Genomic DNA, 26020 nt, shown 5'->3' with positions numbered 1-26020 from the left:
ATGAAAAAAGCTGTTGAAAGGAAAACTTTCAACAGCTTCTTCAGAATTAACGATATAAGCGAACTGCACCTGCAGATTTATCATCCGATTGACCAACTACTTCAAATTTCAGGCCAAGTTGTGGTAAGATACGTCCCGCATCTGGAATTTGCTTATTAATATACGTTTTAGAGTCATCAAATTTCGCAACCCCTGGTAATCCTTTGTAGTCAAATGTTCCACGAGTTGGTGATACAACTTTCCAAGCTGGTGTTTGATCGAAAGAGAACGCAGCATCAGCAATTTGATAACGTGTGCTATCTTTAAATGTTGGTTTACCATTTAAAGTTCCTGCAATTGCTTCAGGATGAGAGTCAACTACACCAAGGAATCCGTATCCTGGATGTACGCCAACCCAGTTATCTGTATAGCTTGAATCTGCATACCACACAACCATACCTGTGTTATATACTGGGCCACGAGCATATTTTAACGCTTCATCCGCACCAGCATAGTTTCTCCACTCTACATAGTAGTTATGGTTCTTCTTTTCGATTCCATTTGAAACAACGAAACCATCTAACTTAAACTGAGTATCGCCTTCTGCATCATCAGAGAATACGACATTACCATCTACTGTTAATGTTGCATTATCAAGAGTAAATCCATTTAATGCTAATCCACCATCAGTAATGTATTCAAATACAAGCTTCACTTTTTTACCTTTGAATTGGCTTAAATCATAAGATTTGTCTACCCATTTTCCTAGTGTTGTATCTGCTCCGTCTTTTACATTTTTGTTACCAATCGTATCGATTAATGTTTTCGTTCCATCTTCAGCCACAGCATGTACTTCTAAGAAATCATAGTCTGTTTCAATTTCATACAATGATTTGTAATCAAACTTTGCATTTGTTACATTTGTTAAATCAAATAAAGGTGTTTCCAATGTTGTATGAAGATCATCGCCTTTTGTACTATAGTAGTACTTCTTACCAAATGCAGGTTCAATTCCTTTTACATCTTTATCCGGTAAATTAACACGGATCAAACCTGGTCGAGCTGTTTTTGTTACACTTTGATCTAAGTATGTTGCATAACCAACGCCTCGGTTTAACTTATCATAATCTACTTCCACAATGTTTGCCCAGTTTCCACCAATTGTTTTTTGGAAGAACTCTTTGTTTTGCGGAGAGAAACTTGTTGGCGTCGTTCCAGCAATGTTACCTGCCCAGCTACCACCACTCATAATAGACCATGATTGAACTGGTTCCCCGCCGCCAGAATATTTTGTATCATATTCATCTGGAAGACCTAAATCATGACCATATTCATGTGCGAATACACCAACTGCTCCATCTTCAGGTTCAATTGTGTAGTCAAATGCTGCCATTTTACCGCCCCAATATGGCACTTTCGCTTTTGTTCCGTCAATTGCAAATGGTTTTGGACCAATTGTCCAGCGATGTGACCAAATCGCATCGTCACCTAATTTACCGCCACCAGCTTCTTGTCCAACACCCGCATGGATAACCATTAAGTGGTCAACCAAACCATCTGGTTGATTTTTATTGCCGTCTTCATTTACATCATATTGATCAAATTGATCAAATTCTGATAAATCAAGACCGCTATCTACCGCTGCTTTTAACGCATCTTTGATTAGGTCACGAGGTCCTAATGGGCCTTTGTTATCGTGTCCATCTCCAGCATCTGCACCGTAATCAGCCGCTTTACCTGGAACTGTTAACCATTTTGTAACTGTTCCATCTACTGTATAACTACCGCCAGATTGTTCTTCATAATATTTCTTAAATGTTTCAATGCTTGTCCCATCTTCTAATTTAAACGGTTCGTCACCAAATAGCATTTTTTGATAATGTTCTTGGTTAAAATCACTAGAATACATATAACCAGGCTCTTCATCGATATTGTTATGTTTGAAATCCGCATACTCTACTAGTAAAACTAGTACTTTATCTTTACGAACTTCCCCGTTATACTCTTTTGCTTTCGCAGGAGAAGTTGGCACTTTACCATTTAATGCTCCTCTAACTGGACCAGTTCCAGCAGCATTTCCATTTGCTGGTTGTTCCAATTTTTCTTTTGTGTCAGCTTTTTCATCTTTTACCTTCTTCAGAAAATCAGACGCTTCTTTTGTAACAGAATCCCCAGTTGTTACTTCTTTTCCAGGTTTGTCACCCTTCTTTTTCTCTACATACTTTTCGACAGCTTTCTTTGTTTCCTCTTTTGAAGCAGATGAGTCAATTACTCCTCGTTTTTTCAGAGCATCCGCTAAACGCTCTTCTGGAATTAAATGATCATCAATTGGACTTGTAGGTGTTTTTGCAGGCGTTTCTGCATAAACAGACTGACTACCGGCCCCAAACGAGCAGCCTAATACAGCTGCTAAAGCCAGTGTTGATAAAACTTTAAATGGTTTCTTTTTCATCCCCATTTCCTCCCCTAATAAGAATATGTACTAATATTTAGATAATAATAAAAATTCAGTAACTTTTCAATATTTTGTTTTATTTTGCGTTATTTTGTAAAAATCGTAATATTTTTGTAAAAATTACATATTTCCCATAAAAATATTTCTCAATATATCAGTCATTTCTGAAGATATTGATAATTTTCGATAAAACTATTACAATTTCTTTATAGAATGACAAAATAGTAACTTCTTTATTGGTTTTACCTACAAAATATACAATAAATTAACATTATTTTTACCAAATTAACTTTTCAAAATATTATAATGTGTTTAAAAGATTGTTTATTTTGTACGATTTATGACATGACAATTGGACATTAGGGAGGAATACACTTTGTACAAAGAAAAGGCAGATACGCTAGATCAGGATTGGATTGATTTAATGCTTGAAGCTCTAGATGCTGGAATTGCGATTCAAGATATCGAACACTTTTTCCAACGTATGAACCAGCCTACTGGAAACTAGCAGGGGCGTTCTTTTTAACGAAATTTGTGTTATACTAATTACATCATAAGCCGATTACATACTTACAGAAAGGTGCGCAAAGATGATAGGAGAACGTATAAAACGCCTTCGTTTGCAAAGAGGGATTTCTTTAACAGAACTCGCTGAAAAAGCCGGTGTGGCAAAGTCTTACATCAGCTCTATTGAACGTAATTTGCAAAAGAATCCTTCCATTCAATTTCTTGAAAAAATCGCAAATGTTCTACAAATACCAGTTGACACGCTCCTCCATGACGAAACAACATCCGAAAGCCAATTGGACTCGGAATGGACACATCTCGTCAAAGAAGCGATGAACTCCGGTGTTTCAAAAGAACAATTTCGCGAATTTCTAGAATTTACAAAGTGGAAGCAACATCAGAAATAGTGTATACGAGAAGGGGTGCATACTGGGGAGCACTCTTTTTTTATTTAAGAAAAAAGCGGGGAATCTCCCCGCTTTTCCGCTTAATTTTCTTATCTTTCTTCCCCATCTGTTTGGTTTGCATTAAATGTCCATTCTAGGTTTAATGCATCGCCTTGGAATTTATTTTGATCATCTTTATTATCTACAAATTCAAATTGTACCCATAGATAGTCTTCAGTTCCAGCTTCTAAGCCGCCATTTTCACCCCACTCTGGAGCAAAGATATCTTTCGCTAATACATCTGGATCAACATTTTGTAAGTCTGCTAATGTTGTTTCATATACAGGCTCACTTTGTTTATCCCAGTTCCAAAGGAATTTTACTTTAATATGCTTACCAAAATCTTCCCCAGCATTATCACCTTTTGCATCTGTTACTTTATATTTCGTTGCTAATTTCACATCTTTAATTGCTAATGTACCGCTGTTCTTTAATAAGAACTCTTTCTTAACAGTATCCCCTGGTTTAAGGTCCTTAATATCTACAATTGTTTTAGGGTCCAAAGTAAGATCTAATGTACCCGCTGCAAACGTATTGTTCGATACTTCTTTGTCACTAAAGTAAGCGAATGTTCCTCCACCGATTAAAGATAATCCTAATGCTGCTGAAGCGACTCCCATACCTAATTTTTTCTTTAAACTCACTTTAAATTCCCCCTAAGCTTTTTTATTGTTATCTCCTAATGATTGGATAAGAGGTATAACTAATAGAACGACTTTTATTTTTTCTATGGTCAATGTATGTACAATACCCCTTGAATCTACCTGTTCTTCAAAAAGCTACCCTATGTTCATTATAAAGAACATAGAGGTGTTATTGCAACCATAAAATAGATTTAATTTATTTCTCAAGTTTTTACATAATATTAAAATTATTTCCTTTTATAATGAAAAATCCCCTCAATTGGCAGCAGGTTTTTCCATTAATATAAAAGCGTCACTGTCCGCGAATCACTACTGTACTACTTTTGTCGATTGCTCCTTAGATTGCTCTTTTGGTTGTTGCAACGCCGGATTTTTCGGTTCTGTTTCTTGTGAGGACTTTTTCTCTTCTAACTGATCCTTTTCTTTCACAGTTACTACTTCTTCTTTCTTTTCAGGCGGTACGATTTGTTCAGTTTTCTTTTCTACTTCTTTTGATTGCTCAAGTAGCTTTTGCTTCGCCTTTTCATCATCTATTTGCTTTTGGAATCCTTGAATTTGTTCATCAATTTTTTGTAAATTCACTTGCTTATCTACATTCTCACAAACTTTCTTAATAAACGCTAAACCAGCTTGTGTAGACTGAATGAGTTGTTGATTAGATTCCAAATGATTATTTTTTTCACTTTCTACTAATTGGTTATAATAACTCTCAATCTCTATGCATATATTTTGTAACGCCTCACGCTCAGGAGCGATCTTTTCACGCTGTCCTTTCCAGAGGTTCAGCTTTTTTTCAAGTGCTTCTAAGGAAGTTGTTTCTGGCGCCTTATTCATCTCATTATATGCATGTATAATAGATTGTTCATGCTGTTGAGCATCGCTTTTTAATATATCAATTGTTTTCGGAAATACAGGTGCTGCAGAAATAACACCTTGAACCTGTTGCTCTTTTACAAAAGCAGCTTCTGTATGAGTAACGATTTGAGAGCCCATATAAAAAGCAGCCGAACACATACATGGTAATATGAGCATCGCTTTTATCCTCTTTGAAGTTTTTGACATTATACCCTCTCCCACTACGTGCATTTCTCGTTCTTTATGAAGAACTTATAAATTCATTATAATGAAGTTGTATTCAAATGAAAAGAAAAAGCTGTATCATTTTTCACTTAATCTACCTCCTATATGTATCAAAAGAAAAAAGCTATCGTTTTTGATAGCTTTTTCCTCGGTTTATTTTTCCTCACCTTTTGTTTGCTGCGCATCGAATGTCCATTTCAACTCAAGTGTATCCCCTTGGAATTGATTTTGATTTTTTCCATTATCCATAAACTCGAACTTCACTTTAAATGTATCCTTGTTTCCCGCTTTAATTCCCTTCTCATCTACTCTCTCAGACAGGGCATCATTATTAACTGGTACAGATGGCTTTCCTGTTAATTGAGATAATTTCTTTTCTTTTATAATCGCATGCCCCTTATCCATATTTCTTAAAATCGTTACTTTAATCTGGTCACCAAAATCTTCAATATTATCGCCTTTCGCATCTTTCACGCTATATTCAGAGTATAATAAAACTTTTTCAATATCTAGTGTCCCACTGTTTACCAATTCAAAATCGCGTATGATCGTATCACCGGGCTTAATATTATTCACATTAATAATTGCTATCGGATTTGCAGTTAAATCAAGCGTACCTGCCGCAAATGTATTATTTGAGACTTCTTTATCGCTAAAGTACGCGTATGTTCCTCCTCCGATTAATGCTGCTCCCAAAAGCGCTGATGTAATTCCCATTCCCATTTTTTTCTTTAAGGTCATGTCCATATCCCCAATAATATCTATATATTTATAATCTCAAAAATAGAGAAAATAACGGAATTACACAGATTGTCCAACATCTGTAGATTTATTTTTCTTTTCATTATCAATGCTACGGATTGCGCTAAAGATAGAAATGATAGAATATACAAGTAAACATACACCTGGAATAATTAAAAGTAGGGCAGCTCCTGCTTTTGAACTTGCATAATTTAACAAATATCCCACGTATGGAACTGTAATATCTTCATATTTTCCAATAACATTTTCCGCTAAGACTGGCTTTAAATCCGGACCATTATTATTGTCACCTTTTGTTTCATACATGACTTTCCCATTTACCTCTTTCACACCGATAATACGGTGAGTGACAATTTTTTTCTCATCTTCTTTAAAAGTAATTACATCACCTTTTTTATATTTAGATCCATCTTTCGTTGGTTCAATCGCAATAATTGAACCCGTTAAAAATGTTGGTTCCATCGATCCAGATAGTACCGTTTTAAATTGATATCCCATTACGGTTGGATCCCCGCCGCTCGCCTTTGATGAAATGACAACAAACGCTAAACAAACCATGAGCGCAAATAAAACAAATGAGATAACGTTACTAATAATCTTCCAAACTAGTTTCATCCGTATCTCCTCCTTTTTATTATGTATATGCACGTAAAACAAGGATATCCTGAATTGTTCTTAAAAGAGAACTTAAGTCAATACTATAATGAACAATCGGAAAACGCAATAAAAAATAGGCAATTGATCATTGCCTATTCCCCTTCTGAAATCACATTCTTTTTAGCTCGTCTTACCATATATAAACCGATTATCATACAAGCAATAAATCCAATTCCGATACTTGCCATTAACCCAACTGGATACGTAGGCTCAGCTGGCTTTATATTTTTTTTAGGCATTGCAAATGTAACATCTTCCTTAGAAAGAACATTAATGCTTTCAATCGTTTGATTATTTTTCGTCACATCTACTGTCCCAATCACATCTCCGCGGTGAATTCCTTTTTGATATAATTGTTCCTTATCAACCGTAGCTGCTTTAAAGACTGTTTTCACATTCTTCCCTTCATCTTTCTTTAACATCAATTCTGCACTTTTTTCCAGTTCACAATCTATATTTTTATCTAAATATGTTGCCCGCTGGTGCCAATTATTTTTATCTAACACCATTTGCTTTGTAAATTGCGCGAAGGAATGATCTGCAATTTGACGCATATCTTCGTAGATTTCTGGTCTTTGTGATGCCATCACAACATTGATAATACGATTGCCATCTTTCTCATTTAACAATACAAGAGTATTGCGTGCTTCATTCGTAAAACCCGTTTTCCCCCCAATGCTGTATGGGTTTTCAAAATAGGTAGCTTTATTAAAAATAGAAACCGTTTGTCTAGATGTTGTAACCGTTATCCTTTTTGTATTCATAGCTTGTAAAATCTCAGGATATTGCTGAATCCCTCTCGTAATCATTGCCATATCATATGCCGTCGTGTAATGATTCGGGTCATGTAAACCATTGGGCGTTATAAAATGACTATCTTTTGCTCCTAGTTGCTTTGCTTTCTCATTCATCATATTTGCAAAGTTCTCTATACTTCCTCCAATACGTTCACCAATTGCATACGAAACATCATTTGCACTCAGCACCATTAAAATTGTAAGCGCTGTATTCCGATCGATCGTTTCCCCTACTTGAAATTCAAGTTGATAATTACTTTTTTCCTGATCTAATGCAGGTTGCGAAAACGTAAATTGCTCCCCCGGCTTCACATGCTCCATTAATAAAATAGCAGTCAATACCTTCGTCATACTTGCTGGAAATGCATGTTGATATGCATTTTTGTCGTACAACACATCCCCCGTTTTTGCATCGATTGAAACTGCAAACTGACCAAATACATTTGGACCTTGGCCTAGTGCCGGCACTGGTGCGGTGCTAGTTTCAGCGTACAATGTCATAGGTGTTAAAAAGAATAAACAAATAACCATCATAAAAACCGGAATTTTCTTACAATTAACCATGTGACTCTCCCTTTCTATTTTCTTTTTCACCGTATGTACTAACTCTACCAATCCGGCATACAATTGGAATTAAAATGGAAAAATTATTACCATTTTTCACTATATCATAATTTTACAAGAAAGGACATAATCATACGTATAAAAATAAGAAGGACTCATTCTTTCTTATCCTTCTCATCAGCTAATAAATCTATTAAATTATTCCCAGCTTCCTCTTCTGTAATTTCATCAGTCATTCCCATAAAGGACCAGCCCTTTAAATCTACCCATTTAATAAACTCATCTAAAAACTCATCATGAGAAACATCCACATCAAGAATCGCACCATTTATCGAAATTGTTCTATTTCTAGGTACACGCATCTTGAAAGTTTTTCTTACCATTCGTATATGCTCCTTTAATCTATGGCTATTTATAAATCTATTCTCTATTTCTGTTATATACTATTTCTATGACATTGTAAAAAGAATATCCTACCAAAACAACTATAAAGTAACTATTTATTTACTATGTTGCTTAATATAATCATCATAAGTAGGTATTTCACTCGCATTACCAGCACCCGCTTTTGCGCTATTAAACACATCTTTCTCTTTCAATCTGTTTTGTTCGATATCAAGATCATGTAAAATACGATGAACATATAGTAAAGCTGTTGTATCGTGATTTTGAACTGAAATATCAAGCAATTTTCTAGCTCGCTCCAAATCTTCTTTCAAATCCCCTTTACATAAAGAAACCGTTTCTTTTAACGTTGTATCAATTAATTTGAATCCCGATTCATTTTTCCCCCAAGCTGGAGCACCCATTTTCTCAAAATCCTCATACCTTTCCCAACCTGTAATCGTATTTAAATCACTATGTATTTCTCTTATCTTCATTCCAATATCTTTTGATTTATCTACCTTTTTCACTGTCTCAGTTTTTTTAACATTCGTTTCTTGTTTATCTGTTTTATGAAACCACATAATGCCGCCTAGTATAACTCCCAATAAAACAAGGCCTCCCATAACAAAACCAATCACTTTTTTAAGCATTGTGACACTCTCCTTTTATTTATAGATTATAAGCTTATATCGATATTTTAAGTTAAACAGATATATATTATTCACAATAATACTGTATTACCTTTTCACATGTAATACATATAAACTTCTATCTGATTTCATTTAAACACTTGCAACGATTACTTCTAAAAAAACATATTCTATAAATCTTTCTGCCTTCTACCCCGTCCAACCTTTCCATATACACCTCATTTCCAACTAGTATATAACAGTTTAAATATTGCAATTAAAAACTATTGTAATGTGACACTTAGTTATGTATAATCAACTTAACAGAATTATCAGACATAAAATAACATCAATATTTATTACGATCCCGTAGCTCAGCAGGGAGAGCGCCACCTTGACAGGGTGGAGGTCGCTGGTTCGAGCCCAGTCGGGATCATATCGAAACCCCTTGATATTCAAGGGGTTTTCTTATGTATAACAGTTTATTCAAAGTGCTGAAACAGCACTTTTTGGGCAGAAATGGGGCAGAAAAAATTACCCACCTTTATATTATTCAAAAAGTATATTATTTAATTCCTTTATTATATCGCCTAAGTATCTAAAAAAATTTTGATTTCTAAATGACCTCTCAAATCTTTCTCTAGCAATCCTACCTTTTTTCATCCGCGAAAACTTAAAAAGATTTATCTAAACACCAATAAATATCACAATAATTGTAAACTCCATATTCCTATCTCCTTTACATTCTAATATCTAATATCAGATAATATATACAATCTAATACTATTAAGGAGAGTTTCATCAATGATACGTTGTATAACTAATGATAAAGAAGTCTTATATGCATCTAAATGTGATGAAAAAACGACCAGAAAATTATCAAGAGCAGGAAGTCTATTATGTCCAAACTGTAAAAATATCGTTCGTTTTAATAAAGGTAATCAAAAGCGCCCTTATTTTTCACATGTTCCAGATACAGATTGTGTGGTAACAAATTACGAGAATGAAACCAAAGAACATATTTTAGGTAAAGAATTACTATTTAAATGGCTTCAAAATAAGTTTCCAAATGCAAACATAGAATTGGAAGTTTATATCCCAGAAACGAAACAAATTGCAGATATCTTATTGACTCATTCAATAGAGGAAACGGCAAAAGAAGCACGTTGGGCTTTTGAATTTCAGCATAGCCCTTTACAAAGTAGAGAATGGGAAGAAAGACATAATCTATACCAATCTGCTAATATACATGATTTTTGGATATTAGATGCTGGGGCATTCTTGAAATACTCAAAAGCAAAAGGTGCTGAGAACGCTCGTTTACGTCATGATTTAGAGACTTCAATTTTTAAGAATACTGGTTTCTGCTATTTTTTAAATCTTGAGACACAAGAAATGATAATTGACTTCTCATTTCAAAAGAAAAAAATATTTCAAGATGTTAGAGGAAAACGTTTCCCTAATGAATATACATTTCATAAGCCAATTGCACATACTTGCAATTTAAATGAGATATTATTTAGTTACAATTCAGAATTTAATTATAGTGCTATGGCTTATGAAAATATCAAAAAAGAAGCTTCCGAAAAAGTAGATTTGCAAATCAAGCGTTTCCAGAGAGTGAAAGAAGAAAAGTTAGAAGCAGAACTTCAACAAAGAGCCTTAGAGAAAATAACATATGCACAGAGATTATATGGAGAAGACTTTAAAACATTAGTTTCCTCATTTATGAAGAGAAATAAAGAAAAAGTAAAAGAAGATGTTCGTAAATTGTCTGAAGAAGAATTTTTTTCTACATACGATGAGTATCTCCAGAAAATCCAGAGTAATAATACCGAAGTTGAACATTGGAAAAACACAGACAATATTAATAAAAAAATTTTATACCTTCAGCATAGTGCAGAATTAACATATGAAATTGCTTTCTTAGAGAAACAAGGAGAACGTTCCCTTGAGAACTATCTAACTGAACATTTTTCCAGGGCATTGGATATGGTCAATTACGTCCTTAATAAATATGATAAAATACTCACAACTTTAGAATCTCGGAAACCTGAATTTATGTTAATAAAGTTACGTAAGATTAAATATTTTCTTGATCCGAATAAGAGTAACCCCACAAAATTTGATTATGCATACAGATATTTTCAATGCGAATCAAAAGAACAGATTGATGAATTTATGATAAAAATCCAAGAAGAACTGACCCCCAAATTTTTTAGATAATTAAAATTGACAACTATACAATAATTTTCCTAAAAGGAAACTGATTCTTTTTAGAAGTCCGGAATGGCTCAATTATTATTAAAAAAGCTTTGTTTAGCAAATGATGTATTAGTTATATAAAAAACATAACTAAAAATAAGAGGAAAAACAGGGTATTATTAGTAGTGCTATATTCCTCATTCAAATTCGCTTTATAGACACAATAAAAAGGAACGTTATTTGGTAACGCTCCTTTTTATTATTTCATTAGTTCCCCGTAGGGACATATTGTACAATCCTTATCACTTCTTATACATAGTAGCTATGAAACATACATTGAGTTCGTTTGTTTTGTAAAATCCAATGGAGTACTGCGTAAAAAAGTGTGCAGTACTACAACGAAATACTGCATACAATCCTTGTCTTATATGACTGAAAAATAACATATTTATGTTTGAGTTTGTTTATTGAAAGCGGCGAATAGTAACACTCTTTTTTGATAATAGTAACGTTATTTTTAAAATCTCTCATATCTTCTATTTTAAGTTAGAGGATGCACTCCATATCCCTTATCATTCCTTATCCTCATAAAGATAGCCGGTATATATTCAAAAAAAAGCAATCTTTCATTTTAACCTAATGTTTTTAAGCCATTAGCTCAAAGATTATTTATATAGGGAGTCAAATTTTTACAAGTTTCTCACTCTCTTAACTTTACAATATTAAGAAACTATAGCTATAATTTACATAATATATATAGCAAGGGTGGTAACATTGATTGAAACACAATTAATCCATTTCTACAAAAATCGATTAAGCAATTTTAGCTTGGTATTTAAGCGACTTACTATTAATATTGTCATTACGTTTTTAGCTGTCACGATAAGTACTCGTTTTTTTCTCTCTTGCATAGTTAAGGAAAGTTTTGGATTTGCACTTATATTCTACATATTAAGCGTTACAGTAGGAGCCGCACTAACATACATACTTTTTATACGTCCATATAATATTTTAACCATAAATGAATATAATATTAAATTCCGTAGCACACAATGGGAAGCATTCCGTATGTTATTACTAAAAAATTTCCTATTTTCAAGTAACCTTTTAAATGAAGAGTATAGAAATAATAAAGAGAATACTGAACAACATATTAAAAAGCTAGAATCTTTAATTGACTTACTTCAAAATAGACTGGATAACAATAAAAAGGAGAATCTCTTAGCTGCCTTAGGTTCAAATATTAATACGGCCGTTATTTTCTTTATTCCCGTTTGGACAGCATTTAACAGCCAAATATTTATGCACAACACCCTAACAATAGAGCAAGGACTAAAACGCCTTCTCCTAATCTTAGTAATCTTACTTCCATCTATATGGTTTTTCTTCATGATTAGAAATGCAATTAAAGATTTTAATTTCTTTTCAACAGATAGATACATAACTGATTTAATTGATCTACTAAATCAACTAAAAGTCATCCTTATCTTGGATAACCCAAATTATCTAAAAAAATATTGCTCTGAGGAATTAAATGATTTAATTGAAAATCAAATTAAGGATTACGAATCTACTTTACACACAAAAACAAAATTTTCATTTAAAAATATCCCTTGGAAAAAACGATATTATTTTCCATACATACAAAGAAAACTGGATAGCTATTAACTATCTATTGTATTTTGCAAACTAAAAGGAGCGTCAATCACTAAAGGCGCTCCTTTTTATCATCCTTCTATCTTAAAAATTTAGGATTTCTTAGTAATCTTTATATAAAAAGTTTTCTTCTTATATAGAGAAAATGTCAGGTTTTGTTAGGTTCTTTATGCCTATACACAAATCGCACTATTTTTGAGCATAAAAAAGCACCTACCCGATCGGATAAATGCTTTATATGACTATAATATAGCTCCATTATTTCTCAAATTCGACATAATTTGCGGATTATCATTTTCCACACTATAAAAGAACACTTCATCCACATGATTTTCAATATCCCATTCTTTTATACTCCACTCATTTGTAGTAATTAGTATTACTTTTCTTGATTCAGTACCCTTGATCTCACTCAAAAATTTGTTATACCTTTTAGCATCAGCTAATACTGTTTGAACAGGATGAAATAATGTGAAAGTATCTTCATTACCTCTGGGATTGGATTGTGTATGATTCACATAACTATTTATATTAACAGCCATTCTCCCTAATTTATAATTAGTTGTTGACTTAACTGTATGCGGTAAAAGCTTTTTATTAAAAGCCTTATTAATATGACCTGATATATCGGACATAGAACTTGTTCTTATAATTCCCTTGTTAAACCCCCTATTCAAACAAGAAAGAACCACCCTTAACTTAGCATCATTATCATATCCTCTTACCAATAGTATTTTTTTAGTTTTATCACGTAAAAACCTCGTTACACTTTCAATAGCCTGTTGTTCATCAATCATAATAATTCCCCCTCTTTTAATTATATATTATAGCAAAAGTTGACGGATAAATAAGGAACTTTAACTTTTCTCTGTGCTAAAAGAATGACGCCCTCTTCATTCTTCATTTAAGACGCTTTTAAGGGAGATAAGCACCTCTACTGCATTGAAATACTGCATACAATCCCGTGTCTTATATGCCTGAAAAGCAACATATTTATGTTTTGGATTTGTTTTAACTTTTTTAAAGCTCTCATTATAAAAAAGGGATAGCATGTTAATTTGAAGAATAGTAATCTCGATAGGAGGTAATGACAAAATGAAAATCCAAAATAGTGAAAAGCTATCTAAGGACTATGAATTTAATCGTAGTAATAGCCCTTATATTAATTATTCTTATTTAGAATTTCTATTTGGGGTCGATTCATTCCGAAGCGAGAATAATAAACTGGATAGAGAAGAAATTAAAAATATCACAAAAGAATTAGAGTGCTTGCTTCATCTCCAAGAAACTGATCGGCTTGATGGACTTCTTGAAAATGAACAAAAGCCTAATTCTCTAAATAAGTTAGAGAATCAATTACGTCATTTAACTAACAAAATACATAATTTGAATATCAAAAATTTCCCCAAAAAAGAAAGAAAGGAAGCTCATAGATTTACCGCTGCTTTTGATTCTATAGATCTATATCGTATGAAAAGAGAAATTTTATTTGATCTAATCCAAACTATAATTACTATATACTCGATTACAGAAGAAGAAGAATTTAATGCAAAAGACATTCGAGAAATTTCGCGTCACATATCAGCCAATATGCTTTGGTTACTGCATGAGGGATACCCTTTGCTTTTTAACGGAGAAATGACAGAAGAAGAAATTAGTGATTTATTAAGTAGAAAAGCAATGTGTCGAATTTACGAAGATGGAATGATCGCAAATGATTTTTACACAGGTTGTTGGTATCGTGGATTCTCTAATGAAGCTAACAAAAGTAAGGAGTTAAAGAAATAGTTATATTTTTTCTTAGCAGTGATTAAAAGACATTTGAGGGAGTATTAATGAATGATACTCCCTTTATTTTATTATTAAAGATGTAAAATGTAATTTCCTCCTTATACTATAAATACAATGCATTTAATAGTTTAGCCTTTAAAAATTCTAAACATAATTTGAAATTATCTTGTAATTAATAAAAATACTTAAGTATTTTTTATAAGACTTCTAATATACAAGAATATCACTCATTCATTTGTCTTAGCTGTTCACTAAAATAAAATTGGCGAGCTTTATCTTTACGTATCTCCCAATCAAAATGAATGTCAATTAACTCCTTAATAGAAAATAGATAGTCTTGAGTTCCAATTCTATTTCGAAAAGCCCATAACTCCTTTTCTACAACTTTTTCAAAACCATTGTTAAACTGCTTAGTCCTAATAAAATCTTGAACAATCCTCTCAAAAAGAATATCGTTATTCAATACGTCAATGCAAAAATTCTTTAAAATATCTTCTAATAAATCCCGTGTTCGGGTTTCAAAATTTTCTTCTTCCATCCATCCTTCCTCCTACTTAGTATGATTAACTAAAAGAATTCTTTATTAAATAGAAAAAACCTTGTAAAAGATTAAAAGACGTGACAATACACGCCTTAGACTTTATAAGTCGAATTCTCTTTCCAAGAATATCATAGCCTCTTTATGTTTATATCCTTGATCAACCAGGTCTATCGTTCTATGTACAATATTGAGGGATTCTTCAATGCTTTTCCCTTTTTCTATATTTAATCTAATAAATTTACGTACTAATACTTCTATTTCCAATGAGATATTTTTTTGTTACTTTTTAATGACATCCCTATATCATCCCTTTTTAATATGCTTTACAAAATTTAATTTGATAACGTGTAGACATTTTTTCATTTATCTTTTCTTATATTTTTCATATGTAAAAAACTCTGTGAACATGTCCATTCCTGTCTCTCTTCTTCTAATAATAGAATTAACTACCATTTTATTTTTATATCAATAATTATTGAATTTCTTCCTTTTTATAAAATTTAAGTAGCCTTTTGTTTTCATTAATACATAGTCAAATGTAGCTGCCTTTGCGATTATCTTTACGCTTGAAGGTTGTTTATCAGTATTCCAGTGTGATTCCCTCCAAGCTGTCCAGAAACCGTTTATATAGTCGATATACACGCAACTTGTTTTACTTAAGGTTAATGTGTAAAGTGTTCCGCTAAGTGCCACCATATACCCTGCTGCCCTTGCCTTTTCATCTCTCTTCCTCTTTTCATCTTGATTTGATGCAGAAGCAGTTGGCATGTTTATCTTCTCCTTTATTTCTATTTGTACAAAAAGTTCCCCCAATTCCCCCAATAAGCTACACCCCTTGGGGCTCTAAGGATAGGAATGTTCTCCTCTTTAATCCCACTTGTTCCCGTTTCCCCAGTTTAATCCCCCTTTTTTCGCTAAGTGGGGAACTGGGGTAAAGCGGGATTTTACTATTCCCCATCGTAATCCCTTGTGACTCTAAGGTTCATGACCATTCGGGGGAACTGGGATAATATTTCTAAGAAAGTATATTTTTTTCTTTTCTTAAATAAGGACTAACAACTATTTTTTCTTTTTTACCCTCTTTATTTTTTTGAAGGTAGTTTCGTTCTTCTAACTCAGTTAAAATAATTTTTAACTTATCTGATTTAACTCGTTTCTTTGTTGCCTGTTGAATATCCCGATAAGAAATTTGCTCACAATCTTTCTTTAAAATATGTTTGAGTACAAACTTAGCATCATCATCCGCATTCCCTTCACTTAGCAAACCAAATGTAGCCATCATATGATCTATAAAGTATTTAGAGATATGTAATGTACTATGGACAGTCTCTTTACTAATTTCAGTCGGAATACTTCTACAATGTGCATGATGTGCTATATGAATAAGTGCAATGATTCTCGCTACTTGTCCGACTAACTTACCTGCCCAGGATTGAAAGTGTCCATAAGATAACTCATTACCTTCTCTCATGAGTGTTTCCATATGAATACGGTACTTATTAAATAACACTTGCGCCTCATCACTTAATAGCAGAACAACATTTTCACACTGCAAGGTTAATAAACTCTTAATCTGTTTGCTATACAACAGTTGCACATCTTCCCTAATCTCTGTCGTTTCTATTTTTCGATATCCTATAAAACTTTTAGGAACAGCATATAAAAAACGGGCCATTAAACCACGATTATAAAAATAATCCGGTAAACGCTTAATAACATCTAACTGTGCAAACAACCCTACTGTTAAATGTGGATCATCTACCTTTTCCGTTCTTCCTCTACGATCTACTGTTATCTGATCTTGACTAAATCCTTTCAGATACACATCTATATTAGTATTGCTGGAATATCTGCCCTTAATTAGATCAAAGAAGCCGCCTTCTGCTGATAATACTGCCATACGACCAGCATTATTTAACATAAGTGTTATAAGCTGCTCTGGTGTGACATCGTCTGTAAAGTAGCGTATGGAATGAACAAACTCCGATTTTTCCATTTCTTCAATCTTGGCATTTAATTCTCCTTGTATAGCTGCTACGTCCTCTTCTGATTGGTTTTGTTTAGCTTTAACCAAGTCTTTCTTTAAATCCTCTATAAGCCGCTCTAATACATCCTTTTCATGTCTACTTTGTTCTATTGCAATTCGTCTTTTTGTATTCTCTTCATTTTCATGTTCCAGCAACGGAAACGTGAATGCCTTAAATACACTTGATTTCCGATTACTTGGTGGCATGAATGTGATCAAATATGTATTTAACGATTCATACCAACCTTTACTTGGTTCGATATTAAACTTTTTAGCCAAAGCAACTGATAAGACAGATAGAGCCATCATACAAGCCATATCAACAGGCGTTTGTGTCTGTTCTGCCACATCTTCTATATAGTCGCTTAACCATTTCGGAAACACTTCAACAGGAAAAAGAGGTACTTCATATTCATCAAAAGGAATAATCTCTCCCCAATCTCTTGTCGAGCCATTAACTTGCTGTGATTCTGCTGGTATAATCTCATTCGTTGTTACCTCCGGGAGATTAGTTCCTAAAATACTATTTATCTTTTCAGCACCAAGGCTCTTTCTCGCTACTTCAATTGCTTTTAAGTTCATTTACGATTCACTTCCCTCTAAACCCTTAAATAAGCGGTTTACTTCGTCTAAAGCTGTTATCTTCACATATTCGCTATCATCCACTAAGCAATCTAACCAATACTCTATTTGAGGTAAAAGGTGATACATTTCTCCTAATTGTTCTAACTCTTCCATCGTTTTTATAGCCTTCATTTGCATTTGAATCGCCTTAGCGAAATCATTTAGATTGTTGATCTGTTCGATAACCTTTTTATTTAGCGCCACAGCAGCAAATGTATTTTCCTTTTTCTGCTTTCTCTTTTGGTGCAACTTCTGCTTCTCTTCTGCCGTTGGATTCTGTAACCCAAAATCCTTTACAAGAGTAGAAATTGCTTCTTTGATATCAACACTATTCGCTAAACGAACAACGTCTATTACATCATCTACACGTCCATCATTGCATCCTGTGAAGCATTTGAATGTATTGGTATTCGGATAGATCGCCATTGATGGACTGCCATCATGATGAAATGGACACCTTACACTGATACTTCGACGATTAGGGTTAGGTACTTTTACATGAGTGTATTGCTCTAAAGCTTCAACAATCGAGATATTTCCTTTGATTTGCTCGATACTGCTCATTAAGAATCCCTCTTTTTTCACTTATTACAGCTAGATTTAATTACCTCACAAGAAACACATATGCTAACATCTTCAAAAAAGAGTGGTTACACTCTATTTTTGAGCTAACCACCTTTTTTAACGCAATATTCCGTATTTTTAACTTATATCTTCCTATATTCTTTATAAATAACTTATGATAAAATCAGGTTAGTTTATATTTTTTATATTCCGTATGAAAGTTGGCCCTTTCATATGGATTTTTTATCCCTACCATTCTCTACCTTCTTCAAACGTTATATCTTTATTAATTAAAGGTAAGTTACGCATAATATTAGCACGCTTTAATATTTCAGCGGCCCTTTTCTCTAACTTACTTACAGCTTCTTCTTTCTCTTCATTTGTCTCCGGACAATAATATCCACTTCTTCCAATATGATTACTTGAACCTATTAGATAGCCATGTTTTTCTATCAATCTTCTTACAATGGCTCTGATTTCCTCATCATTTCCACCAATCACTGAAATAATATCCTTAACAGTAATTGCGTTTTCCTTCCCTTGTCTGATAAGTGATAAAACTTTATTCTCTCGCTCTGTTAATATAGTTTTCCTATTATCCATACTCAAACCGCCTTTCTTTCCTTGTATTTCCGCTACTTCTAAACTCGATAATGTTGGTTGTTCATTTACTATCGTTAATTGATCTGTCATTTTGATTCTTCCTTTCATAAATTTGTAGCTTTTTTGCCTTCTAAGCATTGCAATTCTTTCTTTGTCATCCATCGATCAATCGCTTCTTTTCTAAATAGCTTTCTTCTACCTATACGAACACATGGTAATGAACCATAAATACTTTCTTTGTAAACTAAATCCAAAGATATACCTAAGTATGTAGCTGCTTCTTTTGCTGTAAGTGTAGCTTTTTCCATTAGTTATCACCTTCTTCGTATGAATAATTAATCATTTTGAAAAAATAATTCCTGAACTGTACCACCTAACTTTTCCGATATTTCTAAAATCAAATCACGTCTTGGCTCTACTTGTCCTTTCTCAATTTTGCACAGGTACTGAGGCGTTATGCCTAATTCCCGAGCAAATTCTCCTTGCTTAAAACCCATTTCAACTCTTTTAGCCCTTAGTTTATACCGCATTGTTTCACCTCTTTTTCATATGTTTCATTTTTGAAGAATCTTTACTTCAAATTCATATTATTACTCATTTTAGAATAAGTCAATTCATTTTTAAAATTGGTGTTGCGTTTTTGAGGAATCAATTTTAGTATATACATATACAAGGAGGGTTTATATGGGCATAAATGAAATTATAAAAATTGGTGATCGTCTTAGAACCTTAAGGCTTCAAAAAGAATTAACACAAAAAGAGTTGGCTGAGTTAATTGGAATTCCTCGGACTACATATGCAAATTATGAAGCCAACAAAAGAGAACCCAGTTTAGATGTTCTAAATAACATAGCTTATAAATTAAATATCACTTTAAACGATATACTTATTAATAATTTTGTAAATAAAAGTGACGATGAGGAGCGTTTAAACATATTAGCTTATAAAATAGGGGAATTAGCAGTAAGGTATAGCTTTGAAGAAATTAAAGAAGCGACCAGAATGGCTGAAGAGCGTATTGATAAGGGGCTTATACGTATCTCTGAAGAAGAACCCTCGAAAGATGAAGAAATGGATATTTTGGTAGGTTCTTTTTCTGCAAATGAGCGACCAGATGAATTAGCAAAAATACTTGCAATAAAAGCTACTTATAACTTACCTGATAGTTGTTATATAAAATATTTTGAGGGACTAACTACCGATGAAATAATATCTAAACTATCTACATCTCTAAACAGTGCTGTTTTTGAGGATGAAGAAGAAGCTTGGGAAATTCTCTACAACGCTTTAGGCTTTTTAAACTGCTTACATATCATCGAAAACAGTGATATATATATAGATGAATATATAAAAGTTACTCATTCTATTGATAATATAAATGACATCTTATACAAAAATTTTTCAAAGATACATGTAGAAGACAAGTGATCCCTTAGGAGGAGATGAATAATTAATGAAAGGCTCACTCGAAAAGCATGGTACAAATTGGCGTATGCGTGTAACTGTTGGCTATAACGAAAAGGGTAATCCTATTAGACGTTCAAGAATGGCTGCTGCAAAGAATAAACGTGAAGCAGAAAAAGAACTCGCTTTGTTTATTGCTGAAATAGAAGCGGGTGAATATATAAAACCGCAAAAAATGTTATTTAGGGACTTTGTTGAGGAATGGAAAAAGAAATACGCTATTGATAGCCTATCCCCTCAGACATATGAAACTTATTGTAGCCATTTAAAGTTACGTATCTTACCGTCCCTTGAAAACATGAAGTTAGAAGATATAAAACCTATGCACTTAATCACTCTTGCAGATCAACTTAAAAGTGATACCCGTAAGGATGGTAAAGAAGGTACTTTATCCCCTGCTACTATTAATTATGTAATACGTGTCATTAAAAACATTTTTAAACGTGCTCATGATTGGCAGCTAATAAGAAGAAACCCTGCCGAGAAACTTACCAAGCTAAAAGACGAGTATCAAACAAAAGAGCCTTATGATTTAGAGGAAACGAGGCAAATTATGAGCCTTTTAGAACAAGAGGAAACAATGTATCAAATTCTATACCAGTTAGCTATTATGACAGGGTTTAGACGTGGCGAATTGTTAGGATTGGAATGGAAAGATATTAACCTTGAAGATGGAACTGTAACAGTAAGACAGGCTGTATCATATGCAAATAGCCAATACTATATAAAAGAGCCAAAAACGAGAACATCAAAACGTACCATCTCTATACCTGTTTCTCTAATTGAGAAGCTAAAAAGATATAAAAATGATTGTAATGAAAAACGTTTATCCTGCGGTGATCTGTGGGAGGCTGGAGAATATTTCTTTGTATTTTCTTCTTGGCATGGGAAACCTTTATACCCAAGTCATATTACAAAGAAGTGGAACAAGTTCACAAAGAAACACGAGCTACGGCATGTTAACTTCCATGGATTGCGCCATACATCTGCTACTCTTTTATTAGAAGCAGGAGAAAATATGAAGGTCATTTCCAGTCGTTTAGGGCATTCCAGGATTAATACAACAATTGATATTTATACTCACTCGCTACGATCAGCAGATAAAAATGCCTCAAGTAAATTAGATTTATTAATTACATCCATAGAGAACACAAAAGCAAAATAGAGTGTAGCAATAGTTACACTCTACTTTTGACAGCCAATTTGTTTACGGATAAAAAATCATTTACTCCCTATCTTGTAAATGTTGTTTTTTTTTTGTATTTCGCTCAGTAAGTTATAACCCCCATCTTAATAAACGCCTTTTCTTTTTTACTCTTCAAATGTATATGTACCCTCCAAATGCTCAGGGGATTCTTTCCAAAAACTAATTACCGCGTCAGCATAAGTGTTGAAGTCAATTTTCTCTATATCGAATACTACTTCAGAATTAGTCGTTAATTCTCTATCCATAACTCGCTGATTATTATATTTATCTACTTTGAAAATTTCGGGATGTTTTTTGAATACACGCTTAGCTGAACGTCCTTCACCATGTTTGAATGTATTTGCAATATCACTCAATATATAAATAGTCTCCCAATGTGTATTCTTTTCTAAATCATAGTCCAATACCTTGTATGCTTCTTTAATTTCATTGATGTAAATCACCTTTACCTTTAGATTTAGTTACCATACACAAATTTCTTCGTACTCTAACATTTTACTAAACAACATGTATGCTAATGAAGATTTTTATATACTTCAACATACAGTATAACAGAATCATATTTTTTAAAATTGATTCTCTCCGAACACTACTTTAATGTACATTTCACCTCAAACCATTGATATGACTGTGTTCTTTCTCCTCTATTATGGGGCAGAAATGGGGCAGAACGTCGCAATTTCGTATCAGACTTAAACATTTTTAATCCTGTATACATTTGATAAAACGCTGATACATCAAGGCTTATCGTCTATTAACTGTTATAATCATGAAAGATTATTAACTTTGACAGGGTGGAGGTCGTGAGTTCGAGCCTCTCCGGGGTCATAGTTGTAAAAAACCGTATCAAATAAACATTTGATACGGTTTTTATTTTTTCATCCGCCTCTTATCCCCCTCTATTTTCAAGTCTATATATTTGTTTATCTCTTCACCAGATCGCACCGAAGTTTTCACCAATTTCATATTCATCTAGTACAGCAAGTATGAAATCTCCTGTAGTTCAATATCGCTCATTCCACGTCAATTACATCGATAAATGTAAACCTCTTCTTATAATGAAATGCATCCGTACACATAACTTCTTTTTTTAAAGGATCAATATCGACAACGGTCATATAACTAGTAAGTACGTAACCATCCTCATAGTATGTAATTAGTATTTCTTCTTCTGTTAATAACGAAGTGAGTAGACGATTCTCAATTCGCTCCTTGGCGTCTTGCGTTACGATCGGTCGTGACACTTTTGCATTCTCTTTAATGATTTCTCGTATACCAATAAATTGTTCTGGCATACTTGCAAACGGCTGCCATTTTACCATCCCTCTTCCATTTGGCATATTTGCGTTATTCATGATTTGTGTCCCCCTAGTAGTGTGTTTCTATATCTCGCAGTTGCATTTTCTGTGTAGGAAACGCCTCGTAAAATGCTATTTTTTCCGAAACGTGTTCTGATTTCATCCATGACCTGCGTGAGTCGCATTTCTTTTTCTCGTTGTATTACGTTATCAAATAACGAGATCTGTTCTTCACCTTCTGCTACTAGATTCGTTAGTGATATGCTAACCGTTCGAATTGGCTCACCAGTGTATAGTGTGTGTAAATAATATGTACAAACTTGATACACATCCATCGTTAAATTGGTCGGCCGGCTGAACGTGTACGTTTTTCTAAAGCCACCACCGTACCCTTTACTGCTGCCTATTGAAAGGTGGATTGTTCTAGCGAGTTTCTTTTGCATGCGTAATCGATAGCACACTTCTTCTGTATGCTCGAGCAAAATGATCGGAATCTCATCTATCATATAATCACGCAATAATATCTGACTCTTAGCGATAGATGTTTCCGCCTGGATATGTTTTTCCGATATACGACTGAAATCTATACCGTTACTATGTAAGTGTAATTCTTCTCCAAGTACCCCGAAGTTTTGTTTTAAATATTTCAGTGGATAGTTCGCTAAATCACCGATTGTATAAATTCCTTTTCGGTTTAACTTCGCTTCTGTTTTGTACGATATACCCCAAAATTTACTGAGCGGCCGTATACTCCATAACTTCTCGGGTATATCGTCGTACGTCCATTGTGTAATCCCAGTTTGGTTCCGCTTCGCCTCACTATCCATTGCAACCTTACTCATTAATAAATTGGGACCAATGCCGATTGTGCATATAATACGCGTACGGTCGTAGACTTCTCGCTTAAAATTTAGTGCGAATTCGTACGGACTATTCGCAAACAAATGAATACTAGCCGTCATGTCCATGAAAAATTCGTCTATTGAATACTGGTGAAAATCTTTTGGTGCCACGTATTGTAGCGCTAATTCCGTTATGTAATTCGAACATTTCATATATGTATGCATGATTGGGTTAACGATAAGTATATCTGGTCGTTTAGGTATTTCGTATAATCGAGCCATTTTCTTAACGCCCAATGCTTTTAACGGAGGTGTGGCTGCTAGCACTATCTCCCCACTTCGATTTACATCACCCACTACGGCAAGTTTTGTATATCTTGGATCTAGTCCTCTTTTGATACAACTGACTGATGCGTAAAAGCTTTGTAAGTCGACGCATAATATGATTCGATTAGGCAAAAGAGAATATTCGTACAAGATAATCACCCCTAAAATACAGAACGTTTGTTCTTATTATACACGAACTTACGTTCTTTTAGAAGGGTTTTTCAAGAAAATATTGGTTAAAAAGAATTCCCAATACTACATGAAATGATGAAACTATTCGTATAATCTAAAACTGAGTTGCTCAAAGTAAGGCATCACGAGTTACAAAAAGCCTACTTCCAATCTGCTACTCAAATGAATCAGAAGCAGCTTTTTTCACGTTCAAGATTAATAGAGAAAAGGTTTTATCATTTTCTTTCCTAAATATTCTCCGCTACATTACTTCATATTTCTGTACAAAAAAATAAAGCAAGGATTTCTCCTTGCTCCTGTTGATTTCTTAAAAAAAATCAACCACCACCATTTCCATCTGCCATGCTTTTTACTAGAGTAATAGTTTGCTTTTTATCTACTGAAGTATGTACTCCAAGTGTTAAAGTAAAAATTGTTACAATTCCCATTAAGCTAAGTATTACCTTCTTCATTTTAACGCCTCCTTCCTATGAACTTCTTTTTTAGCTTCAAAACTTAAATAAAAATACTTACTTGCTTGTTCGAAATTCCCCTCCTTGTGATACTGAACAGCTACTACTTCAGTATATTCTTGAACATACTCCCATAAATTTTCTCTTTTGAAATAGTCCATTCCTGCTAAAATTACGTTTTCCAACTCTTGAGCAGTAACTTTTTGAACCATAGATTTTAGAATTATAAAGCGATATTGATATTCAACATTTTTTAATTGTGTGCATATTTCTAATCCTTTTTCGATAAGTTCTAATGCAATTTCGATGTGACCTAGTTTAAAATGTTCTTTTGCTTCAATAATAAGCGCTTTGTGATTATTCGGCATTTTATTATTCACTTCAGATAAATAACGAATAGCTAACGGAGAAAGATCTTGACTTGCATACATTAAACCTAGATTTTGACGAACCATCAGAATAAAGTGTTCTTCACCTATTTTCTGAAACTTATCCATCGCAGAGGTGAAATACTCTTCAGCTAACTCATACTCTCTCAAATGCGTACAAGCTAATCCTAAAAGATTATTGCAAAAAGCTATATTTGTTTCACAACCAGCATGTTTTAAAAACATATCTTTCGCTTTATTTAAATACCTCATAGCTAGTATAGCTTGATAAGTATCGTAATAAGAATACCCTAGTTTATAATAAAACTCAGCATGTTCAAGTTCATCAGAAATATACTTCAAGAGACCTTCTGCTTTCTCATAATGCTCTTTTGCTAACGTATATTCACCAATTGCATCAGAATGAATCGCTTTAAAAAAATGATAATAGTAAGCTAGTGACTGATTTGTCGGTACACCTAAAGAATCAATTTCATCAAAACTATCTTTAGATACCCCCAAGTTATCCATCAAAAAATCATATCGAAACTTCAGAAGTAAATAACGTTGGAATAGCTCTCGGTTTTCTTTCATCTCGTTAACTTTTGTATCTACTTCCTTTTCTAATTCGGTAGCCTTTTCTAAATGTCTAGAGCGAATCTCTAAATACCATTGATTTAATAATAGTGTAATTTGTTCGTTCCCCTTTGTTTGAACGTTCATAAATAACCCTCCCTCTTCTTTTTTCTATAAAAACTCCCTATAATAAACAATAACAAAATTCTAATAAACAAAAAGTATATATATTTATTTCTCAAGAATATTCTGCTTTTAGAGAAAATAAAATAATTGTATTTACATAAAACAAAAGAGCTTCTCCAAGTCTATACTTAAAGAAGCTCTTTCTACTAAAAAACTATCAACATAGCAATATGTACATAAACTACAATCAG

Annotated in this window: 28 protein-coding genes and 1 tRNA gene; 8 read left to right on the top strand and 21 right to left on the bottom strand. The window is 33.4% G+C overall.

Features of this window, described 5'->3' with window-relative positions; genetic code table 11:
• Nucleotides 1–46: 46 nt before the first annotated feature.
• Nucleotides 47–2431 (bottom strand): immune inhibitor A domain-containing protein, encoded by a 2385-nt coding sequence (locus LOK41_RS08105; protein WP_241816022.1) that lies wholly within the window; start codon nucleotides 2429–2431, stop codon nucleotides 47–49.
• Between the two features lie 379 nt (nucleotides 2432–2810).
• On the opposite strand from LOK41_RS08105, the gene LOK41_RS08100 reads away from it, so the two are divergent.
• The gene (locus LOK41_RS08100; RefSeq protein WP_174099425.1) at nucleotides 2811–2942 is read left to right on the top strand and encodes an anti-repressor SinI family protein; all 132 of its coding nucleotides are present in this window, start codon (nucleotides 2811–2813) and stop codon (nucleotides 2940–2942) included.
• Between the two features lie 82 nt (nucleotides 2943–3024).
• Nucleotides 3025–3348, top strand: a complete 324-nt coding sequence (locus LOK41_RS08095; RefSeq protein ID WP_241816021.1) for a helix-turn-helix domain-containing protein — start codon at nucleotides 3025–3027, stop codon at nucleotides 3346–3348.
• Between the two features lie 89 nt (nucleotides 3349–3437).
• Here the strand turns inward: LOK41_RS08095 and calY are convergent, their stop codons facing one another.
• The 7 genes from calY to LOK41_RS08060 all read right to left on the bottom strand — a co-directional run bounded on the left by calY (nucleotide 3438) and on the right by LOK41_RS08060 (nucleotide 8928).
• Nucleotides 3438–4031 carry a biofilm matrix protein CalY gene (gene calY / locus LOK41_RS08090; RefSeq protein ID WP_174099423.1) on the bottom strand — a complete coding sequence of 198 codons (594 nt, stop codon included), beginning with the start codon at nucleotides 4029–4031 and terminating at the stop codon, nucleotides 3438–3440.
• 309 nt (nucleotides 4032–4340) lie between these two features.
• Entirely contained in the window at nucleotides 4341–5093 is a 753-nt protein-coding gene (locus LOK41_RS08085) for a DUF4047 domain-containing protein (RefSeq protein ID WP_241816020.1), read from the bottom strand.
• Between the two features lie 171 nt (nucleotides 5094–5264).
• Complete coding sequence (locus LOK41_RS08080; protein ID WP_241816019.1) at nucleotides 5265–5852, bottom strand: TasA family protein; 588 nt, start codon at nucleotides 5850–5852, stop codon at nucleotides 5265–5267.
• A 60-nt stretch (nucleotides 5853–5912) separates the two neighbouring features.
• On the bottom strand, nucleotides 5913–6488 hold the full coding sequence (gene sipW, locus LOK41_RS08075; protein ID WP_241816018.1) for a signal peptidase I SipW: 576 nt from the start codon (nucleotides 6486–6488) through the stop codon (nucleotides 5913–5915).
• 134 nt (nucleotides 6489–6622) lie between these two features.
• On the bottom strand, nucleotides 6623–7891 hold the full coding sequence (locus LOK41_RS08070; protein WP_241816017.1) for a D-alanyl-D-alanine carboxypeptidase family protein: 1269 nt from the start codon (nucleotides 7889–7891) through the stop codon (nucleotides 6623–6625).
• Nucleotides 7892–8046: 155 nt separating this feature from the next.
• Nucleotides 8047–8274 (bottom strand): hypothetical protein, encoded by a 228-nt coding sequence (locus LOK41_RS08065; protein WP_174099418.1) that lies wholly within the window; start codon nucleotides 8272–8274, stop codon nucleotides 8047–8049.
• Between the two features lie 117 nt (nucleotides 8275–8391).
• Nucleotides 8392–8928 (bottom strand): hypothetical protein, encoded by a 537-nt coding sequence (locus tag LOK41_RS08060; protein ID WP_241816016.1) that lies wholly within the window; start codon nucleotides 8926–8928, stop codon nucleotides 8392–8394.
• A gap of 342 nt (nucleotides 8929–9270) precedes the next feature.
• On the opposite strand from LOK41_RS08060, the gene LOK41_RS08055 reads away from it, so the two are divergent.
• The 3 genes from LOK41_RS08055 (at nucleotide 9271) to LOK41_RS08045 (ending at nucleotide 12780) form a co-directional block, all read left to right on the top strand.
• Nucleotides 9271–9343 (top strand) — tRNA-Val (locus LOK41_RS08055).
• Between the two features lie 368 nt (nucleotides 9344–9711).
• On the top strand, nucleotides 9712–11133 hold the full coding sequence (locus LOK41_RS08050; RefSeq protein WP_241816015.1) for a competence protein CoiA: 1422 nt from the start codon (nucleotides 9712–9714) through the stop codon (nucleotides 11131–11133).
• A 744-nt stretch (nucleotides 11134–11877) separates the two neighbouring features.
• Nucleotides 11878–12780: a hypothetical protein gene (locus LOK41_RS08045; RefSeq protein WP_241816014.1), complete on the top strand. Its 903-nt coding sequence runs from the start codon at nucleotides 11878–11880 to the stop codon at nucleotides 12778–12780.
• Nucleotides 12781–13010: 230 nt separating this feature from the next.
• Here the strand turns inward: LOK41_RS08045 and LOK41_RS08040 are convergent, their stop codons facing one another.
• The gene (locus LOK41_RS08040) at nucleotides 13011–13565 is read right to left on the bottom strand and encodes a hypothetical protein (protein WP_241816013.1); all 555 of its coding nucleotides are present in this window, start codon (nucleotides 13563–13565) and stop codon (nucleotides 13011–13013) included.
• 298 nt (nucleotides 13566–13863) lie between these two features.
• Between LOK41_RS08040 and LOK41_RS08035 the strand changes: the two genes are divergently transcribed.
• A complete protein-coding gene (locus LOK41_RS08035; protein WP_241816012.1) occupies nucleotides 13864–14556 on the top strand; it encodes a hypothetical protein in 693 nt (230 codons plus the stop codon).
• A 226-nt stretch (nucleotides 14557–14782) separates the two neighbouring features.
• Here LOK41_RS08035 and LOK41_RS08030 read toward each other — a convergent pair whose 3' ends face one another.
• The 7 genes from LOK41_RS08030 to LOK41_RS08000 form a co-directional block, all read right to left on the bottom strand.
• Entirely contained in the window at nucleotides 14783–15097 is a 315-nt protein-coding gene (locus LOK41_RS08030) for a hypothetical protein (protein ID WP_241816011.1), read from the bottom strand.
• 468 nt (nucleotides 15098–15565) lie between these two features.
• Entirely contained in the window at nucleotides 15566–15922 is a 357-nt protein-coding gene (locus tag LOK41_RS08025) for a hypothetical protein (RefSeq protein ID WP_241816010.1), read from the bottom strand.
• Between the two features lie 193 nt (nucleotides 15923–16115).
• Nucleotides 16116–17708 carry a YfjI family protein gene (locus tag LOK41_RS08020; protein WP_241816009.1) on the bottom strand — a complete coding sequence of 531 codons (1593 nt, stop codon included), beginning with the start codon at nucleotides 17706–17708 and terminating at the stop codon, nucleotides 16116–16118.
• Nucleotides 17709–18314, bottom strand: a complete 606-nt coding sequence (locus LOK41_RS08015) for a CHC2 zinc finger domain-containing protein (RefSeq protein ID WP_241816008.1) — start codon at nucleotides 18312–18314, stop codon at nucleotides 17709–17711.
• Between the two features lie 249 nt (nucleotides 18315–18563).
• Nucleotides 18564–19007 carry a hypothetical protein gene (locus tag LOK41_RS08010; protein ID WP_241816007.1) on the bottom strand — a complete coding sequence of 148 codons (444 nt, stop codon included), beginning with the start codon at nucleotides 19005–19007 and terminating at the stop codon, nucleotides 18564–18566.
• Nucleotides 19008–19021: 14 nt separating this feature from the next.
• Entirely contained in the window at nucleotides 19022–19225 is a 204-nt protein-coding gene (locus tag LOK41_RS08005) for an excisionase family DNA-binding protein (protein ID WP_241816006.1), read from the bottom strand.
• Between the two features lie 27 nt (nucleotides 19226–19252).
• The gene (locus LOK41_RS08000) at nucleotides 19253–19447 is read right to left on the bottom strand and encodes a helix-turn-helix transcriptional regulator (RefSeq protein WP_241816005.1); all 195 of its coding nucleotides are present in this window, start codon (nucleotides 19445–19447) and stop codon (nucleotides 19253–19255) included.
• 154 nt (nucleotides 19448–19601) lie between these two features.
• On the opposite strand from LOK41_RS08000, the gene LOK41_RS07995 reads away from it, so the two are divergent.
• On the top strand, nucleotides 19602–20345 hold the full coding sequence (locus LOK41_RS07995; protein ID WP_241816004.1) for a helix-turn-helix domain-containing protein: 744 nt from the start codon (nucleotides 19602–19604) through the stop codon (nucleotides 20343–20345).
• Between the two features lie 25 nt (nucleotides 20346–20370).
• Nucleotides 20371–21546, top strand: a complete 1176-nt coding sequence (locus LOK41_RS07990) for a site-specific integrase (protein WP_241816003.1) — start codon at nucleotides 20371–20373, stop codon at nucleotides 21544–21546.
• A 146-nt stretch (nucleotides 21547–21692) separates the two neighbouring features.
• Here LOK41_RS07990 and LOK41_RS07985 read toward each other — a convergent pair whose 3' ends face one another.
• From LOK41_RS07985 to LOK41_RS07970, 5 genes are all read right to left on the bottom strand, one after another.
• A complete protein-coding gene (locus tag LOK41_RS07985) occupies nucleotides 21693–22031 on the bottom strand; it encodes a hypothetical protein (RefSeq protein WP_241816002.1) in 339 nt (112 codons plus the stop codon).
• A 570-nt stretch (nucleotides 22032–22601) separates the two neighbouring features.
• Nucleotides 22602–22943: a YolD-like family protein gene (locus tag LOK41_RS07980; protein WP_241816001.1), complete on the bottom strand. Its 342-nt coding sequence runs from the start codon at nucleotides 22941–22943 to the stop codon at nucleotides 22602–22604.
• Nucleotides 22940–24205, bottom strand: a complete 1266-nt coding sequence (locus LOK41_RS07975) for a Y-family DNA polymerase (protein ID WP_241816000.1) — start codon at nucleotides 24203–24205, stop codon at nucleotides 22940–22942. The genes LOK41_RS07980 and LOK41_RS07975 overlap by 4 nt, the downstream gene beginning before the upstream one ends.
• A gap of 359 nt (nucleotides 24206–24564) precedes the next feature.
• Nucleotides 24565–24699 carry a hypothetical protein gene (locus LOK41_RS28940; RefSeq protein WP_277818531.1) on the bottom strand — a complete coding sequence of 45 codons (135 nt, stop codon included), beginning with the start codon at nucleotides 24697–24699 and terminating at the stop codon, nucleotides 24565–24567.
• Nucleotides 24696–25790 (bottom strand): response regulator aspartate phosphatase, encoded by a 1095-nt coding sequence (locus LOK41_RS07970; protein WP_241815999.1) that lies wholly within the window; start codon nucleotides 25788–25790, stop codon nucleotides 24696–24698. The genes LOK41_RS28940 and LOK41_RS07970 overlap by 4 nt, the downstream gene beginning before the upstream one ends.
• Between the last annotated feature and the right edge of the window lie 230 nt (nucleotides 25791–26020).

This window comes from Bacillus sp. TL12 (assembly GCF_022625245.1).
GTDB lineage: Bacteria > Bacillota > Bacilli > Bacillales > Bacillaceae_G > Bacillus_A.
The sequence above is the reverse complement of the archived record's forward strand: the minus strand, read 5'-3'. Positions and strand labels throughout refer to the sequence as shown.